A 16,916-nucleotide genomic window follows, 5' to 3' on the forward strand; every position below is an offset into this window, starting at 1 on the left:
GTAAGTAAAATGCTGATTATTATGAAATTAATTAAGTAACTCAATATATACTTTTTAATAAATCTGTGGTGCTAACGATGAAATCAGATATACAGGAAAAAGCAGAATGTACGAGCTTAAATAAACTCAATATGCAATTATTACCACGTATCTGGCGCCACTGGGTAAATCCGCGTCAGCGGGTAAGTAAATATTTTCCTGCTCTTGCATTGCAACAGCTAACTGAACAAATTACATTATCCGAGCAACGTCATACCGGACAGCTTCGGTTTGTGATTGAATCCAGCCTTGATACAGCGAATTTGTGTCATCACACTACGGCACGCCAGCGTGCACAGTATTGGTTCGGAAATCTGGGTATATGGGATACTGCTGAAAAAAGTGGTATTTTGGTTTATGTACTTTTTGCTGATCGCGCAGTAGAAATTATTGCAGACCGGGGTATTAATACCTGTGTCAGTATGCTGCATTGGCAGCAGATATGTAATCGCATTACTCAGGCATTTCAGCATCAACGATATATGGATGGTTTAACTGCCGGACTGGATGAGCTGACGGAATTACTTGTGCAGTATTTTCCGCGTACACATGCCGGTACTAATGAACTGGCTGATGAAGTTATTCTGCGCTAGTTTTGAAAAACTAAGTATTTATATAAGTAAATTTTCAAGGTACTGTAACGGCTTAATATTCAATTAAGTTATCAGTGTGCAGTATTTTCAGTAAATTAGCCCATAATTACAAAAGATGTGGAATTAATTATTAATATTTCGGGATAAAACGCCATAAATAGTTTTTTTGAATTAAATTTATTTAATAATATTAAAATACAAATATATAAGGTCTATAATATATCTGCGGCTCAAAAGGACAGATTGACAAAGAGGGAATGTGCATGGCCGCAGGTAGTTTGACTATCGCACGTAAGCATAAGCCGGAATAATCTGATATTGCATGACAGGGTTATTCTGGCTTCAGTTTGTCTGATGAATGCACATTCAGCGCAAACGTCCGATAATAATGTTCGGCGCCTTGATTAACAGCATGATTTTATCTTCATTTTTTAATTGCATAGTTTGTGCACTATGACAGGTAATACTAGCGGTCAGGCTGACAGCTGCGCCTAAATCCACAGTAATCACACTGTTTACAGTACCAGTATCTATGTGGCGTATTTGACCAGTTAGCTGGTTACGAGCGGATATTTGTAAATTCGGATCGGGACGCGCAAGCATAATGGCTGATGCCTGAATGAGTGCCAGTGCATCAACGCCTACAGCCAGTTCCATCTGTTCACAACTGTGTCTGGTAAGTATGGCAACCAGTTCCTGTCCGTTGCTCAGTTGCAGATGAACCTCATTATTAACAGCTCCTTCAATGATTTGGCTGATTCTTCCGGCAAGTTGGTTATCAGCACTTAAATCCAGATTCATTTTTTGCCATAAACCATGATGACTATTGTCAGCGTCAGCTTCCAGTTGCCTGATGAGCTGCTGATGACGTTGCTGCATAGTGTGATAATAATTTAAAAAAGCTTCACCAAAAGCTGTTAATACGCTGTTTCCGCCACCCTGACCACCGGTTTGCCGTAAGACTAAAGGTTCAGGCGCCAGATTATTCATTGCATCTATGGCATCCCATGCTGCTTTATAACTCATAGGTACCGCTTTAGCTGCCTGAGTAATAGAACCGAAACGCCGGATATTTTCCAGTAAAGTAATCCGTTTACTGTTGCCAATTCGCTGGCCGTTAATAGTGGGAATCAGTTCGCTGTTAAGATTAAATTGATTCATTGCGATTGTTACGGGGAGCTGAGTACAGACACCCATTATCCATATGCCAGATTTGAGCGTCAAAAGCAGCTGCATCTTCCGGATCGTGAGTAATCAGTAGCATGGGTAAATTTAATTTCTGCTGCCAGGCAGATAACTCAGAACGCATTTGAGCCCGTAGCTGAGTATCCAGTGCAGAAAATGGTTCATCCAGCAGAATAGCCCGCGGCTGAGCAATCAATGCACGAGCCAGAGCCACACGCTGGCGCTGCCCGCCGGACAGATGAGCCGGATATTGTTCAGCTACCGAATTGAGATGCATAGCAGTCAGCCAGTGTTCAACTTCTGTATACCGGCTGCGTTTTTTCGGATTGAATAAGCCATGACAAATACCGCAGGCAATATTCTGCCGGACATTTAAATGAGGAAAGAGGGCATAATCCTGAAATACAAAGGCCAGTTTACGTTGTTGCGGGCTGAGATTAATATGCTGCTGTGCCTGAAACAGAGTAACACCATTCACATTAATATGACCCTGTTCAGGAGTCAGCAGACCGGCAACAGCCTTTAGCATCAGACTTTTACCGCTGCCTGAGGCTCCCATAATAACTGTACGCTGTGACTGACAGCACAGGCGGATATCCAGAGTAAAATGACTTCCGTCATTACGCTGAAGGGTTTTCTGAAAATTAAAATCTAACATAAAAACCATTGGCCGGATTAAAAACAGGCAAAGCAATATCGGAAAACAATATTGTTTGATTCAGGTATCGGATTATTTAAGATTGGTCATAGGTACTTTGCCGGATAAAAGTTTGCCGGTAATTAGTAATATCAGAATACAGACTACAGATATAATCAAGACCAGAGTATTGGCCAGATAATCATCTCCGGCCTGTACTGCTTCATATACGGCAATCGACAGGGTTTGTGTCTGCCCTGGAATGCTGCCTGCCACCATCAGCGTAGCACCGAATTCACCCATACTGCGTGCAAATGCCAGTAATACGCCGGCCAGAATCCCTCTCCAGGCCAGCGGCAAAGTAATGCGCAGAAACACCCCGGCATTACTGATACCCAGAACACGCGCTGCCTGCTCCAGTTGGGAATCCAGGCTTTCAAATGCAGCACGTGCCGGTTTAAATACCAGGGGAAACGATACGATTGTTGCCGCTACAACAGCACCCTGCCAGGTGAAAATCAGATTAATACCCAGATAACGTTCCAGCCACTGACCAATAAAGCCATTTTTTCCAATCAGAACCAGTAAGTAGTATCCCAGTACCGTTGGCGGCATTACCATTGGCAAAGTGAGAATGGTATCAATCAGCTCCTTACCCCAGACAGCTTTACGGGCAAGTACATAACCTATACCAACCCCCAGAACCAGATTGATAGCAGTTGCCCACAGGGCGATTTTAAGTGACAGGGCAAGAGCAATCCAGGCCGCAGCCATTATCTACTCCTTGAAATAAAAATTCAGACAGAATTGCGGGAGGATAACTGCCGGTGGAAAAATACTCAGCGTGCGTTTTGAAAACCGTAACGCTTAAGAATTTTCTGACCCTTTGGCGACTGGATAAAATTAATAAAGCGGCTGGCAGCTGCCGGTTCTTTACTGGCTACTGTCTTAGCAATCGGATAGCTGATTGGCTTACTGGTCGGGATGGTTGCAGCTACACTAACTTTATCCGGCATAATGGCCGCATCTGTGCCAAATACGAAACCGGCTTCCGCTGACTGATTAGCTACATAATCCAGAGCCTGACGGACATTATTCACATTCACAATTTTAGGCTTTACCGTACTCCATACTTTTGCCTGCTCCATTGCTGCCTGAGCATAACGTCCGGCCGGTGTAAAAGCGGGGTTGCCCAGTGCAATATGTTTAATACCTGGTTGCTGCAGATCTTTCAGTCCGCGTACATTCAGACTGCTTTTTTTCGGAATAATCAGTACCAGACTGTTATTTACAAAATTAATTCTGTCCTGTGCCCGCACAAGATTCTTGGTCTGAGCCTGATCCATAGTTTGCTGATCAGCAGAAGCAAATACATCTACTGGCGCACCGTTTTGCATCTGCTGAAGCAGAGAGCCTGAAGCTCCGAAATTAAGCAGTACTTTATCCTGAGGATATTGCTGCTGATATGCTTTGGCAATGTCATTAAATGCATTGGTCAGACTGGCAGCCGCTGAAACTGTGATATTGGCGGCAAGTGAAGCAGTGCTCATTACACTCAGGCTGATTGCAGTAATGATAGTAGTCAGACGAATGTAGTCAAAGCGCATATTCTTATCCCTATTTGAAATAAATTATTATCCGGCGCCAGGTCAGGCAATACCGATTATAAAGGAAAATTGTTTCGAAATATATATAAGTATATAGCGATAGACAGTCATAGAGATGTGCGATACAACATATATGTCATAGCAAATAAATAATTTATAAATCAATTTGTATGCAAAATATTCATGATTAATAGAAATAATTTATTGAATAAATTATTTCTATTTATTGCTAATGTAATAACTTGTATTTTAACCTTTATACTAATTAAATTTGGAATTTAAATGAAATTGTAATTATTTATTTAAAGTAGAAAATACTGATAAAATTTTATAATAGTTTAAATAAGGTATTATAATAGGATTAAATGTTAGTATAAATTAACTTTCTAGCATAATTAGTAAGCAGTGCGGGGATGGATTTCCTGCAAATAAATAATAAAAATTTTATTAGGAACATACACACATGAACCTGACAAGACGCCAGTTTTTCAAGGTTACCGCAGCGGGTGCCGGCGCGACAGGACTGGCAGTGATGGGCATGGCTCCTGCCACAGCCTTTGCTGAAGTCCGCCAGTACAAACTGTTGAGGGCTACAGAAACACGTAATAACTGCACATATTGCTCAGTTGGTTGTGGTACGTTGTTGTATAGTCTGGGTGACGGTGCCAAAAACGCCAAAAAGAAAATTTTTCACATAGAAGGTGATCCCGATCATCCGGTCAGCCGCGGCAGCTTATGTCCCAAAGGCGCCTCACTGATTGACTTTGTTAACAGCCCGAACCGTGTACTGCATCCGCAGGTTCGTGAAGCCGGAAGCACAGAGTGGAAAGACATCAGCTGGGATGAGGCACTGGAGCGTATTGCCCGCCTGATTAAAGAAGAACGTGATGCCAATATTATTGAAAAAAATGCTGATGGTGTTACGGTTAACCGGCTGGAAAGTGTGGGTATGCTGTGCGCTTCTGCCAGCTCCAATGAAACCGGTATTCTGACTCAGAAATTCATGCGTTCGCTCGGGCTGGTTGGTGCTGATTCACAGGCACGGGTTTGTCATGGCCCGACGGTATCTGCACTGGCTGCTACGTTTGGTCGTGGAGCCATGACCAATACCTGGACTGATATCCAGAACGCCGATTTTATTCTGGTTATGGGTGGTAATGCCGCGGAAGCACATCCGGTAGGTTTTAAATGGGTTATTGAAGCCAAAAAACAAAAAGGCACTAAACTGATTGTTTGCGACCCGCGTTTTAACCGTACTGCCTCTGTAGCCGATCATTACCTGCCAATTCGTTCCGGTACCGACATAGCTTTCCTCGGAGCGGTAATCAACTGGCTGATTAAAAATGATAAAGTGCAATGGGATTATGTTAAAAACTATACCAATGCTGCCTTTATTCTAGCTGATGGCTATGGTTTTCATGAAGGTCTGTTTTCCGGACATGCCGATTACACGACTGAAGACGGCAGCGCAGCACCGGAAGCGGCTCCGAAAGGTGCCAAAGGCGGGGCTGTTTATAATAATGCCAGCTGGACATACGAGCTGGATGAAAACGGTTATGCCAAAGTAGACCCGACTTTGGAAAATCCGCGTTGCGTCTGGCAGATAATGAAAAAGCATTATGCCCAGTACACCCTGGAAATGATGCACAAAATTACCGGTACCCCGATTAAAGATTTTCTGCTGGTGTGTGAAGCTCTGGGGGCAACCTCGGCAAAAAACAAAGCCGGTACAATTCTGTATGCACTGGGCTGGACTCAGCATACTTATGGTTCGCAGAATATCCGTACCATGGCCATGATTCAGCTGATTCTGGGTAATATCGGTATGCCCGGTGGGGGTGTGAATGCTTTACGCGGCCATTCCAATATTCAGGGATTGTCTGATCTTGGTTTGCTGTCTACCAGTCTTCCGGGCTATCTGAGCCTGCCTAACGAAAAGAAAAATCCGACTTTTGCTGATTATCTTAAAGTTCAGACACCTGCAGCCATGCGTCCGGGACAGCTTAATTACTGGAGCAATACGCCCAAATTTATGGTAAGCCTGCTCAAATGGTTTTTTGGTGATAAGGCTACCAAAGAAAATGACTGGGGCTATGACTGGCTGCCGAAGTGGGACAAAATGTATGATGTGCTGCAAATGACCGAAATGATGTATCAGGGTCAGATGCACGGATTACTGGTACAGGGTTTCAATGCTATGGGTTCCTTTCCGGATTCCAACCGTATCATCGAAGCATTTTCCCGCCTCAAGTGGATGGTAGTAATGGATCCGCTTAATACCGAAACGGCTACCTTCTGGGAAAATCATGGTGATGCGCATGACGTAGATTCCCGCTCTATCATGACGACAGTGTTCCGTCTGCCTGTCCCTTGTTTTGCAGAAGAAAATGGTTCGATTGTCAATTCTTCACGCTGGCTGCAATGGCATTATGCCGGAGCCGAAGCTCCGGAAGAAGCCAGAGCCGATCTTGAGATTCTGGCTGATTTGCATTTACGTATTAAAGCTCTGTATGAGAAAGAGGGTGGTAAAGTACCTGAGCCGATTCTGAACCTGAGCTGGCCGTATAAAGTGCCGCATTCACCGACGCCGGAAGAAATGGCACAGGAATCCAACGGCTGGGCACTGACGGATATTAAAGACGAGAAGGGTAATATTATCGTGCCTAAAGGCGGGCAACTGGATAGCTTTGCTCAGTTACGCGATGACGGCACAACGGCCTGCGCCTGCTGGATTTTTGCCGGTTCCTGGACTAAAAACGGTAACCAGATGGCACGGCGTGATAACAGCAATGCCGGACTGGGTAATACCCCGGGCTGGGCGTGGGCCTGGCCGGCAAACCGCCGTATTCTGTATAACCGCGCTTCCTGTGATCCGTCCGGTAAAGCCTGGGATCCTGACAGAATATTAATTCACTGGGACGGCAGCAAATGGATTGGTGCGGATGTGGCTGACTACAAGGCAGATCAGGCACCTGATACCAATATGAATCCGTTTATTATGAATGAAGAGGGTGTTGGTCGTCTGTTCTGTACCAAAAAACTGGTAGATGGTCCGTTTCCGACATTCTATGAGCCTACTGAATCACCGGTTGGCAAAAACCTGCTTTATCCTAAAGTGCTGAATACACCCGCAGTGCGCTTGTTTGACAGCGTTAAAGGTCGTATCGGCAATAAAGATGAATTTCCTTGTGTCGGCACTACATATCGTCTGACAGAGCATTTTCAGTTCTGGACGAAATCCGTGAAATTGCTGATGATTGCTCAGCCTGAACAGTTTGTTGAAATCAGCGAAGAGCTGGCAGCACAAAAAAATATTGCTAAAGGCGATACAGTTAAAATCAGTACTAAGCGCGGCTGGGTAGAGGCTAAAGCCGTGGTAACCAAACGCCTGCGTCCGTTAGAAATTAACGGGCAGACCGTCCATCAGATAGGTATTCCCCTGCATGGTGGCTGGGTGAATGTTGGTGAGAAAAAACAGTTTCTCATTAACACACTCACACCATTTGTTGGTGACTGCAATACACAGACACCAGAATACAAAACCTTTTTATGCAATATCGAAAAAGCGTGAGGGGAATAAGTCATGGCTTTACAATCTTTGGATATAAAACGTCGTTCGGCTACTAATCAGCTCACGCCGCTACCACAGGCAAGAAAACCAATTGAAATTGCCAAACTGATTGATGTTTCGACCTGTATAGGCTGCAAAGCCTGTCAGGCTGCATGTTCAGAATGGAACGACATTCGCGATGAAGTTGGCACCAATCATGGTGTATACGATAACCCGATTGACCTGAGTGCGGATAGCTGGACGGTAATGCGGTTTTCTGAAACCGAGCAATACGGCAAGCTGGAGTGGCTGATTCGTAAGGACGGCTGTATGCACTGTTCTGACCCGGGCTGTCTGAAAGCCTGCCCGTCACCGGGTGCAATCATTCAGTATGAAAATGGTATCGTCGATTTCCATCAGGAAAACTGTATTGGTTGCGGTTACTGTATTTCCGGCTGCCCGTTTAATATTCCGCGTATTTCGAAAAAAGATAACCGCGCTTACAAATGTACCCTGTGTTCCGACCGTGTGGCCGTCGGGCAGGAACCGGCCTGTGTGAAAACTTGTCCTACCGGCGCTATTCATTTCGGCAGCAAAGAAGACATGAAGTCTTTGGCCGGGGAGCGTATAAAAGACTTAAAACAGCGCGGTTTTGAGCAGGCAGGACTCTACGACCCGCAGGGTGTGGGCGGTACCCATGTTATGTATGTACTGCATCATGCGGATAAACCCAGCTTGTACCATGGTCTGCCGGACAATCCGCGTATCAGTACCACCGTTAAATTGTGGAAGAGTATGCTCAAACCGATAGCAGCATTCGGTATTGCTACCGCTGCTTTTGCTGGCTGGCTGCACTACATTACCATTGGTCCGAATCGCCCTGACGATGATGAAGAACAGGTTCTGAATCGCGAAGGCGAAATCCTCAAAGATAAAGGGGACGCATAATGAAAAGATTATTAATTCAGCGATATAAAAAATCCGAGCGGTTTAATCACTGGGTAGTAGCCGGCTGCTTTGTGCTGCTGGCTGTTTCCGGTCTGGGTTTTTTCTATCCGTCTTTTTTCTGGCTTACTGAAGTTTTCGGTTCTCCCCAACTGGCACGCATCCTGCATCCGTTCATCGGAGTGGTGATGTTTCTGGGCTTTTTTATCCAGTTTTTCCGCTATGTAAAATATAATTTTTTTGAGCGGGATGATATTAAATGGTTACTGGGAATTAAGCATATTCTGCTGGGAAGAGAAATTGGCGATACTGGCAAATATAATGCCGGACAAAAATGTATGTTCTGGCTGATGACCATCAGTATGGCACTGCTGCTTATCAGCGGGCTGATTGCCTGGCGGCAGTTTTTTTCCGGATATTTTCCAATTTGGGTGGTACGTATCGCTTTGCTAGTGCATTCTGCCTCTGCTATCCTGCTGATTGTCGGTATTATTATTCATGTGTATGCCGCATTGTGGATTAAAGGCACAATTCCGGCGATGGTGGAAGGAGTGGTTAGTCAGGAATGGGCGAAAAAGCACCATCCACGCTGGTACCGCGAAATGATGGCAAAAAAAGAAGCCAAAGCGCAGCAAAATTCCACTTCACAGACAACTGAATAATTTAAATAATCATCATCTGTAGTGCTGTCTGTATGGCGTATTGTCATACAGACAGTAAAATTTTATCTTCTTGCGTGATTCGGTTAATATGTCGGTACAAGTCTTTTCCGGCTGTTACCGGTTCATAAATACAGAAACCTCATGAATTACACCCCCGCCCAAAATCGCACTGTCTGGGTGGCACAGGCTGGAGAATGCAGTAGTACCAGTGATAATATCAGTGCCGAAATCCCAGTAGCACTTGTTTATAACAATATCTCCCATGTCGTATTAATGGCTACGCCCGCTAATATTGCCGAACTGGCATTGGGTTTCAGCCTGAGTGAAGGCATCATTGAAAATGCAGAGCAAATTTATGCGATTGAAATTACTGAACATCTTCATGGAATTGTGGCTGAGATTGAGCTGGCCAGCGCAGCATTTGCACGTTTGAAAAGTCGCCGTCGCCAGATGAGCGGACGCACTGGTTGCGGACTGTGCGGTATTGACAGTCTGGCAGCTGTTCAGCCAGAAATAGAACCGGTTTTACGCGATTGGCATGTAGAATTTAGCATAATCGGGCGTGCTTTGACCGATTTTAACCATCATCAGCAGCTGCGGGCGCAAACTGGTTCAGTTCACGGCGTGGCGTGGGCTGACAAGGCAGGTAAGATTGTAACCGTCCGTGAAGATATTGGCCGGCACAATGCTTTAGACAAGCTTATTGGCTGGGGATTGCATGCAAAAGTGGATTGGAAGCATGGTTTTGTGGTATTGTCCAGTCGCGCTAGTTTTGAAATGGTAATGAAATCAGCAATAACCGGTATCGGGTGTATCGTGGCCGTATCTGCGCCCACCACCTATGCCATTGATTTGGCTCACAAGGCTAATATCACGCTGGTGGGTTTTGCGCGTCATAATCGCCAAGTAATTTATACCCATCCTCAATTTTTTCATCCTTAACGCATGTTTAAAACAAAAAATAATAGAATATACTCTATTGTTTTTGTTTCGCTTTTTAGATTGAATAAGAACTATATTACCACTTACAGTAAGGACGACTATGTTATCGATTATCAAACGATATAGCCGTAATTTGGCCTGGCAAATTTTAATCGCACTGATTATGGGGGTAGCACTGGGATTATATCTGCATACTTTTTCAGATCCTTCTCATCCCTACTACAAAACCTATCAGTCGTGGGTAATCAATGTATTACAACCGATGGGGGATATTTTTATCCGCCTGATTAAAATGATTGTGCTGCCCATCATTCTCAGTACGCTGACATTGGGTATTGCCGGACTGGGTAACTCCAAAAGTCTGGGTCGACTGGGCGGTAAAACCATTCTGTATTTTGAAATTATCACTACTATCGCCATTGGTGTGGGTTTACTTTTCGGTAATCTGTTTCACCCGGGTAGCGGCATTGATATTTCCAATCTGCACCACAGCAATGTCAGTCAGTACGTACAAAAAAGTGAAGCACTGGCCGAGAAGCCTCATGGTCTGGTTATAATGATTCTGGACATGATTCCGCATAATATATTTGATTCGCTTAGCAGCGGTGAAATTCTGCCGGTTATCTTTTTCTGTGTGTTTTTTGGTCTGGGCTTAACTAAGCTACCTGATAATCAGCGCCTGTTCTTTTCAGATTTTCTGAAAGTGATTTCAGACGTAATGTTCAAAATCACCAATATGATTATGCGTTACGCACCTATCGGGGTATTTGGTCTGATGACTGTTACCATCAGTAAATTCGGTTTCGGTTCGCTGATTCCGCTGATGAAACTGATTTTAATAGTTTATCTGGCGATGATAGTATTTACTCTGGTGATTCTGGGTGGCGTGGCCTATTTCTGCCGCTTTAACATTTTCACTATTATCAAAATCCTGAAAGATGAGCTGATAGTGGCTTTCTCAACCTCCAGCTCAGAAACTGCGCTGCCAAAAATGATTGAGAAAATGGAAGCATATGGCGCGCCGAAATCTATTACCAGCTTTGTGATTCCTACCGGATATTCATTTAATCTGGATGGTTCTACGCTGTATCAGAGTATTGCAGTTATCTTTCTGGCGCAGTTATACGGTATTTCTCTGTCGGTTAGTGATCAGGTAATGATTGTGATTACGCTGATGGTGGCTTCTAAAGGTATTGCCGGTGTACCGGGTGTATCGTTTCTGGTACTGTCTGCCACGCTGGCTACAACATCCATTCCGTTAGAAGGTCTGGGCTTTATTCTGGGTATCGACCGTATTCTGGATATGGGACGTACTGTAGTTAATGTAATCGGTAATGCTCTGGCTTCATTGGTTATTTCGCGCTGGGAACATGATTTTGATGATGAAAAAGCGCGGGAATATGAGAAATCACTTGGTATTAAATAATTAGTTTTCAGTAATAAAAAGGTTCAGAAATTTCTGAACCTTTTTTGTTATCCGATTTATCACATTTTGAAAAACAAATTGATAAGAGACATTATCTTTCTCTATTGATGGCATATAGAAAATCATAGACAGTAAATCCAGACAGAATACCTATTTTTGGTTAAACTTGGTTATTTAATTTGTTGATAATGATAACGGTACCATTACCTGAACAAGTAATATCGTTATATAACCGCATTGATACATGAAAACACAAGCAACACCAGAAACCATACAAGCACAGGAATTTTTTCACATCCCGTTCTGGCAGCAGCCTCCTGTTGATATTTTCAGCCGGCGCGCATTGCGGCTGAATGAATTGGCTGCAGAAGACAATAGTGACTGGCAACCATACTTACAGCTTCTGGCTGTTATCAATAATGCTCAGCAAAATTTACTTGAGCAATATGCACAGGAAGCCTGGGTAATTCCTGATACTGATAAAGATGAAGTTCCGCTTACACTGGCATTACTAAGTGCCAATAGAGGCCTGATAGAGCGTCTGTTTACCGATTTACATGCTTTACTGCAAGCAGATTTGTCACCAACTGCTCAGCAGGTATGGAAAGAGTTATTGCAGCTCGACAGTGAAAGCCGCAACCAGTTATGCCAGCATGCATTTAATCAGCAGCTCGGAATAGCTCAGCAGGATTATCAGGTCTGGGTAAATGCAGTGGTGCAGATTGTTTATACTCATGCAGCGTTAAATCTGGCGGCTACAACGGTAAAACCTCTGTCTGAACCGGGTTTTTGCCCCTGCTGTGGTACTGATGCTGTGGGTTCAGTAATAGTCGGACAGGGTGAGCTTGAAGGGCTGCGCTATTTGTGTTGTGGTGTATGCAATAGTCGCTGGCACAGTGTACGGGCACGCTGTAGTTTTTGTGATAATAGCCGTGATCTGGGCGTACACCGGATTGAACAGGTAAAAGAAGGTGTATTGGCTGGTGCAGAGGCGGAATGCTGTCCCAGCTGCCATGCTTACCGCAAACGTTATCGCCTGTCCAAGCAACAATATGCTGATCCGATTGCTGATGATTTGGCCTCTTTAGCTCTAGATATTCTGTTGAATGAAGAGGGATGGCAGCGTGGCGGAGCTAATCCGTTTTTACTGATGGGAAAAATACCCAGACATTAAATTAAGCTAAAGCTGTTTGGCTTGAATAAATAATAGGGAGTCAAACAGCTTAAATAAGAAAATCTGATCAAACAGATGGATAATAAAGATGAAGAAAACGGAGAAATTTTTTTCTAGAGTAATTGGTCCTTTAATTATCGTATTGGGGATAATCTGTTTAGCTGAAAGTAAAAGCAATCACCAGCACTATTATCTTCCTTTGCAAAATAAAGCTAAATATCTTTTATCATTGAATTGTGCACCAAACCAATGTACTACACAGGGGAGAATGATATATAACCATCCGGAAAATATATCCGCTAAATCCATCAGTACACCAATTTATCATTTTCGCTATTATTTCCGGATAGCAGATAAAACCTATATTAATGATGATTTGCGTGTTTTTAGTGAAGGTTTTGGTTTTACCAAAACCGGACTGCGCTATTTTCCTGCAGGAGGCCTGAACTCAGCTGAATTTTTTTCAGAAGAAATCATTTTTGACCCGGCTAATCCAAATATAAATTTACCCGCGACATATGCAAAAGTTCTTCATGAGATTCCCAGCCCTTATGGCTTTTTTGAAGGTTTTTTTATTATTATAGGGGGAATTATTCTTACTCTAATCAGCTATTGGAATAAAATTTTTTTAAAAAACAGGCTTGATAAATAATTAAAGAAGTATTTCTGATACCCAATTAAAACTATTTTTTATTATTTCATCGTAAAGTAATTTATTATCTTTATAAATAAGACTGATATTACTCAGACCTTCTAATATAACCATTAATTGATTGGTTATTGCCTCATTTTGTGGGTTTTGCCGGAGTTTATCGCGGATTAAATTTCGAATAAATTCTTTATGCTCCATAACCAGCTCTTTTATTGCATTGTCGTTATGGATTTCTTCTCTTGCTCTGACAAATAAGCAGCCATTAAAATTGTCTTGATTATACCAGTCTAAATGCCATTTAAGTATCTGAATAATAGACTGTTGCTGGTCAAGATCAGCTATTGCTTCGGTAAGTTCTTGTTTAAATCGCAAGTCTCTTAGTTTTAAAACTTCAAAGATTAAATTGTCTTTGTTGCCAAAATGTTTATATAGCGTTGTTTTAGAGCAACCTGACTGGTCTCTTATTTCATCAACTCCTACGTTGCCAAAACCTTTTTGATAAAAGAGTTGTTCTGCTGTATCAGCAATTAATCTGTATGTTTTTTTCATTTATTATCCAAAGTGTTTGATAAGTGGACAGATCTGTACTATTATAAAAGTGAACAGATTTGTTCACTTTTGTGCTGGCACTAATTGCTAACACTCAAGCTAATCTTATAGGATATAAAGAATAATGAAACCATTTTTTTTCGGCAAGGAGAAACTGCCACCAAAGCCTACAAATAGTGAATTATTGCAAAGTCTGACCGGTGGTTTCGTAGCTATATTTTTTCTGATCTGGTTTAGTCGGGTAACCGGCTATACTTTAATAATGGCGCCATTTGGAGCAAGTTGTGTGATCTTGTTTGCTGTATCTCAGTCACCACTTGCGCAGCCAAGAAATGTTATTCTGGGACATTTAATTTCAGCTTTTTGCGGGTTACTGTTTTTAAAGCTATTCGGTCATGATGTTATTATTATTGCTTTGGCTGTAGGCATAGCAATTATCGCTATGCAATATTTTCGGGCAGTGCATCCACCAGCCGGTGCTAATCCATTAGTCATTTTATTAACAGCAGATAAAATAGATTATGATTTTACTTTTCTATTATTTCCAGTGCTGTCCGGGTCAGTAATATTGGTAGCAATTGCTTATTTAGTTAATAATCTTTTTAATAAAACGCATTGGCCTGTCTATTGGCTGGCACTCTTTAAAGAAAAGGAAAAATAATAATAAACCTATCATGTTGTTATCAGTAAATTGAAAAAACTGTGTGATACTTTTTTGGCGCAGAAAATTGGTCAGAAGATAAGGTAATCCAGTGTATATCAGCTTATGATAAGCTCGTAATATCCGCTGAATCAGCTGTTAAAAAAATCTTAGTTGAAATGATTTATTAATCTTTTCATGTACTGATTAATGAATCATAATCTTTTGTTTAATAAAAATATTTCAGAATTTATTGTCTGAAGACTTCGATAAACTTCAGATAGATATTAGTCGAAATCGATTTTCACGCCTTCTTTTTTAAGTATATTAGTTGCAATATTCATATCCGGCAGTGTTTCGCCGAAGTAAACCCGATTAGATAATTGCTGAGTGAATATCGAATGTATCTGATTAAATGCACCAATAGCGGTGAGATGGGACTGACCTTTAGGATCTGTAATGGATAAGACGGATTGAGTTGGCCGGTTGGTCGAATCTGTACCTGTGATATTGATTAAAATACGGTGCTCATCACCTTTACCCGGATTGTATAGCAGTTTCTGGCGAAATGTTTTAAAACGTTGCGTTGAGATTAAACGCCAGAAGCCACTATGAATTAATACATAGAAAAGGCGGTTGGTTATATTGCTGTTAAAACCAATTCGTGTGGATACTGATCTGGCTTGGGTTAACATTGGCAAGGTTAACTGATCAGGTGTATCAAAGCGATAAACCCGAAAACGTTTTTTTTCTGTAAAGCTGACCAGTCTGCTGTCTGAAAATGGCATACAGCTTTGAGTGTGTCTCTTGGCGACGACTTCAAAAGGAATCAGCATTCTGTCCATATAATCTACAGAATTGATTCCTGCGTTATCTTGCATAGAATAGAGAATATTAATATCTATGCTGTTTATCTGCTTGAATTTAAGTGTGTGCCGGATTATCAGGCTGGCAGCTACGCCAGCCATCCATGTGGAAGAAAATACTATGGGAGCATGCAACTGGTCGAATGTATGGGTATAGGTAATCGCTGTTTTTAATTTATCCGTCCAGCGAGTAATATCAAGATAGGCAATCTGATTTTTGATGGCAAAATGCAGTACGCGGTTATCGGGATCATTGGCCAGGGTTACGATTAATTGGGGTCGGATATTGTCTGGAAGCTGTGGTGCATTAATATCGAATTGTATTGCAGATGCTCTGGATAAGGTACTGGCAAATGCAGTTGAAGTATGTATATTGCGCCCGCCAATAATAATATGTACATCCGGATAATATAGATTTAACAGTGCCGCTACTTGTTTGCCTACTACACCATAGCCACCGATTAATAATACTGACAGCTGATTGTTCATGCAGACTTTCTATTTTAGGTTGATTGACCTAAAATAATATACTAAATAATTTATTTTTGGTCAATTGACCTATTTATAAAAATCATAATGTATTTCAGATATTAAAAAAGATAAACTTAACTCACTTTTTGTCAAATCATTACCACATCTTTTAGAAATGAATTTACCGGATGATTTTGAAATTATTTATCCTAATATGATTATGAATAATCATATTAGTTTAGGTTCCTCCACGAATGATTTTTTTAAATCTCGAAAATACCAACTTATGGCTTGGTTCAAGTAGTAATCCTGGTAATGTACATGGTGTTAGAGTTAATATTGAGCCGTTCAATTCAAATGTTTATATTGATATTTTATATCAACATGACCTTTGTAATGCTAATAGTGTACACACATTTTCAGAAAGTTTGATTAGAGCTTTAAATATGTTGATTCTATAAAGTTGATTATAAATGACTGACAAGGGGATCGTTGAAAGATTTGTTGTTAATATACGTAATGTAAACACAGTATTGCAAGGACGCGGAACATGCCTCATGTGGCGGCCAGGACGGCCAGCCGGGATCGGGATACTGGTCGTTACCAGAGCCACCGACCCGAGCAAACCCTTCTCTATCAGATCGTTGACGAGTATTACCCGGCATTCGCTGCGCTTATGGCAGAGCAGGGAAAGGAATTGCCGGGCTATGTGCAACGGGAATTTGAAGAATTTCTCCAATGCGGGCGGCTGGAGCATGGCTTTCTACGGGTTCGCTGCGAGTCTTGCCACGCCGAGCACCTGGTCGCTTTCAGCTGTAAGCGTCGCGGTTTCTGCCCGAGCTGTGGGGCGCGGCGGATGGCCGAAAGTGCCGCCTTGCTGGTTGATGAAGTACTGCCTGAACAACCCATGCGTCAGTGGGTGTTGAGCTTCCCGTTTCAGCTGCGTTTCCTGTTTGGGGTCGTTTGCGGGAAGGGGCG

At 42.4% G+C, this 16,916-nt stretch carries 15 protein-coding genes and 1 pseudogene; 10 read left to right on the forward strand and 6 right to left on the reverse strand.

Features of this window, described 5'->3' with window-relative positions; all coding sequences use genetic code 11:
• Positions 1–77: 77 nt before the first annotated feature.
• Entirely contained in the window at positions 78–632 is a 555-nt protein-coding gene (locus H3V01_RS01110) for a TPM domain-containing protein (protein WP_232332570.1), read from the forward strand.
• Positions 633–998: 366 nt separating this feature from the next.
• Here H3V01_RS01110 and H3V01_RS01115 read toward each other — a convergent pair whose 3' ends face one another.
• The 4 genes from H3V01_RS01115 to modA form a co-directional block, all read right to left on the reverse strand.
• Complete coding sequence (locus tag H3V01_RS01115) at positions 999–1,793, reverse strand: TOBE domain-containing protein (RefSeq protein WP_198185742.1); 795 nt, start codon at positions 1,791–1,793, stop codon at positions 999–1,001.
• Positions 1,780–2,475 (reverse strand): ATP-binding cassette domain-containing protein, encoded by a 696-nt coding sequence (locus H3V01_RS01120; protein WP_198185744.1) that lies wholly within the window; start codon positions 2,473–2,475, stop codon positions 1,780–1,782. The genes H3V01_RS01115 and H3V01_RS01120 overlap by 14 nt, the downstream gene beginning before the upstream one ends.
• A 72-nt stretch (positions 2,476–2,547) precedes the next feature.
• Complete coding sequence (gene modB / locus H3V01_RS01125) at positions 2,548–3,228, reverse strand: molybdate ABC transporter permease subunit (protein ID WP_084587188.1); 681 nt, start codon at positions 3,226–3,228, stop codon at positions 2,548–2,550.
• Positions 3,229–3,293: 65 nt separating this feature from the next.
• Positions 3,294–4,061, reverse strand: a complete 768-nt coding sequence (gene modA / locus H3V01_RS01130; RefSeq protein ID WP_025330237.1) for a molybdate ABC transporter substrate-binding protein — start codon at positions 4,059–4,061, stop codon at positions 3,294–3,296.
• Positions 4,062–4,524: 463 nt separating this feature from the next.
• Between modA and fdnG the strand changes: the two genes are divergently transcribed.
• From fdnG to H3V01_RS01165, 7 genes are all read left to right on the forward strand, one after another.
• The gene (gene fdnG, locus H3V01_RS01135; protein ID WP_198185746.1) at positions 4,525–7,632 is read left to right on the forward strand and encodes a formate dehydrogenase-N subunit alpha; all 3,108 of its coding nucleotides are present in this window, start codon (positions 4,525–4,527) and stop codon (positions 7,630–7,632) included.
• A gap of 12 nt (positions 7,633–7,644) precedes the next feature.
• A complete protein-coding gene (gene fdxH / locus H3V01_RS01140; RefSeq protein WP_037476001.1) occupies positions 7,645–8,559 on the forward strand; it encodes a formate dehydrogenase subunit beta in 915 nt (304 codons plus the stop codon).
• A complete protein-coding gene (locus H3V01_RS01145) occupies positions 8,559–9,218 on the forward strand; it encodes a formate dehydrogenase subunit gamma (RefSeq protein WP_084548277.1) in 660 nt (219 codons plus the stop codon). The genes fdxH and H3V01_RS01145 overlap by 1 nt, the downstream gene beginning before the upstream one ends.
• A 141-nt stretch (positions 9,219–9,359) precedes the next feature.
• Positions 9,360–10,160, forward strand: a complete 801-nt coding sequence (fdhD, locus tag H3V01_RS01150) for a formate dehydrogenase accessory sulfurtransferase FdhD (RefSeq protein WP_198185748.1) — start codon at positions 9,360–9,362, stop codon at positions 10,158–10,160.
• Positions 10,161–10,260: 100 nt separating this feature from the next.
• Positions 10,261–11,586 carry a cation:dicarboxylate symporter family transporter gene (locus H3V01_RS01155; protein ID WP_037393559.1) on the forward strand — a complete coding sequence of 442 codons (1,326 nt, stop codon included), beginning with the start codon at positions 10,261–10,263 and terminating at the stop codon, positions 11,584–11,586.
• A 244-nt stretch (positions 11,587–11,830) separates the two neighbouring features.
• Complete coding sequence (locus H3V01_RS01160) at positions 11,831–12,760, forward strand: formate dehydrogenase accessory protein FdhE (RefSeq protein ID WP_198185750.1); 930 nt, start codon at positions 11,831–11,833, stop codon at positions 12,758–12,760.
• An 88-nt stretch (positions 12,761–12,848) separates the two neighbouring features.
• Positions 12,849–13,412 (forward strand): hypothetical protein, encoded by a 564-nt coding sequence (locus H3V01_RS01165; protein ID WP_198185752.1) that lies wholly within the window; start codon positions 12,849–12,851, stop codon positions 13,410–13,412.
• On the opposite strand, the gene H3V01_RS01170 is transcribed toward H3V01_RS01165, so the two are convergent.
• Positions 13,413–13,961, reverse strand: coding sequence for a TetR/AcrR family transcriptional regulator (locus tag H3V01_RS01170; RefSeq protein WP_078475087.1), 549 nt, complete (start codon positions 13,959–13,961; stop codon positions 13,413–13,415).
• Positions 13,962–14,085: 124 nt separating this feature from the next.
• On the opposite strand from H3V01_RS01170, the gene H3V01_RS01175 reads away from it, so the two are divergent.
• Positions 14,086–14,622 (forward strand): HPP family protein, encoded by a 537-nt coding sequence (locus tag H3V01_RS01175; protein WP_198206709.1) that lies wholly within the window; start codon positions 14,086–14,088, stop codon positions 14,620–14,622.
• A gap of 266 nt (positions 14,623–14,888) precedes the next feature.
• Here the strand turns inward: H3V01_RS01175 and H3V01_RS01180 are convergent, their stop codons facing one another.
• Complete coding sequence (locus H3V01_RS01180; protein WP_198185756.1) at positions 14,889–15,956, reverse strand: hypothetical protein; 1,068 nt, start codon at positions 15,954–15,956, stop codon at positions 14,889–14,891.
• A gap of 532 nt (positions 15,957–16,488) precedes the next feature.
• Here H3V01_RS01180 and H3V01_RS01185 point away from each other — a divergent pair.
• Positions 16,489–16,893: pseudogene (locus tag H3V01_RS01185) on the forward strand (IS91 family transposase); the annotation flags it as partial.
• Positions 16,894–16,916 lie beyond the last annotated feature (23 nt).

Origin of the sequence: Snodgrassella sp. M0351 (assembly GCF_016100575.1) — a bacterium.
Taxonomy (GTDB): Bacteria; Pseudomonadota; Gammaproteobacteria; order Burkholderiales; family Neisseriaceae; genus Snodgrassella; species Snodgrassella alvi.

Bases quoted from the DNA above. Each gene is read 5' to 3' on its own strand.
- H3V01_RS01120 (WP_198185744.1), bottom strand. From the start codon at position 2,475: ATGTTAGATTTTAATTTTCAGAAAACCCTTCAGCGTAATGACGGAAGT.
- H3V01_RS01175 (WP_198206709.1), top strand. From the start codon at position 14,086: ATGAAACCATTTTTTTTCGGCAAGGAGAAACTGCCACCAAAGCCTACA.
- H3V01_RS01180 (WP_198185756.1), bottom strand. From the start codon at position 15,956: ATGAACAATCAGCTGTCAGTATTATTAATCGGTGGCTATGGTGTAGTA.
- H3V01_RS01115 (WP_198185742.1), bottom strand. From the start codon at position 1,793: ATGAATCAATTTAATCTTAACAGCGAACTGATTCCCACTATTAACGGC.
- H3V01_RS01170 (WP_078475087.1), bottom strand. From the start codon at position 13,961: ATGAAAAAAACATACAGATTAATTGCTGATACAGCAGAACAACTCTTT.
- fdnG (WP_198185746.1), top strand. From the start codon at position 4,525: ATGAACCTGACAAGACGCCAGTTTTTCAAGGTTACCGCAGCGGGTGCC.
- H3V01_RS01165 (WP_198185752.1), top strand. From the start codon at position 12,849: ATGAAGAAAACGGAGAAATTTTTTTCTAGAGTAATTGGTCCTTTAATT.
- fdhD (WP_198185748.1), top strand. From the start codon at position 9,360: ATGAATTACACCCCCGCCCAAAATCGCACTGTCTGGGTGGCACAGGCT.
- H3V01_RS01145 (WP_084548277.1), top strand. From the start codon at position 8,559: ATGAAAAGATTATTAATTCAGCGATATAAAAAATCCGAGCGGTTTAAT.
- fdxH (WP_037476001.1), top strand. From the start codon at position 7,645: ATGGCTTTACAATCTTTGGATATAAAACGTCGTTCGGCTACTAATCAG.
- H3V01_RS01160 (WP_198185750.1), top strand. From the start codon at position 11,831: ATGAAAACACAAGCAACACCAGAAACCATACAAGCACAGGAATTTTTT.
- H3V01_RS01110 (WP_232332570.1), top strand. From the start codon at position 78: ATGAAATCAGATATACAGGAAAAAGCAGAATGTACGAGCTTAAATAAA.
- modB (WP_084587188.1), bottom strand. From the start codon at position 3,228: ATGGCTGCGGCCTGGATTGCTCTTGCCCTGTCACTTAAAATCGCCCTG.
- modA (WP_025330237.1), bottom strand. From the start codon at position 4,061: ATGCGCTTTGACTACATTCGTCTGACTACTATCATTACTGCAATCAGC.
- H3V01_RS01155 (WP_037393559.1), top strand. From the start codon at position 10,261: ATGTTATCGATTATCAAACGATATAGCCGTAATTTGGCCTGGCAAATT.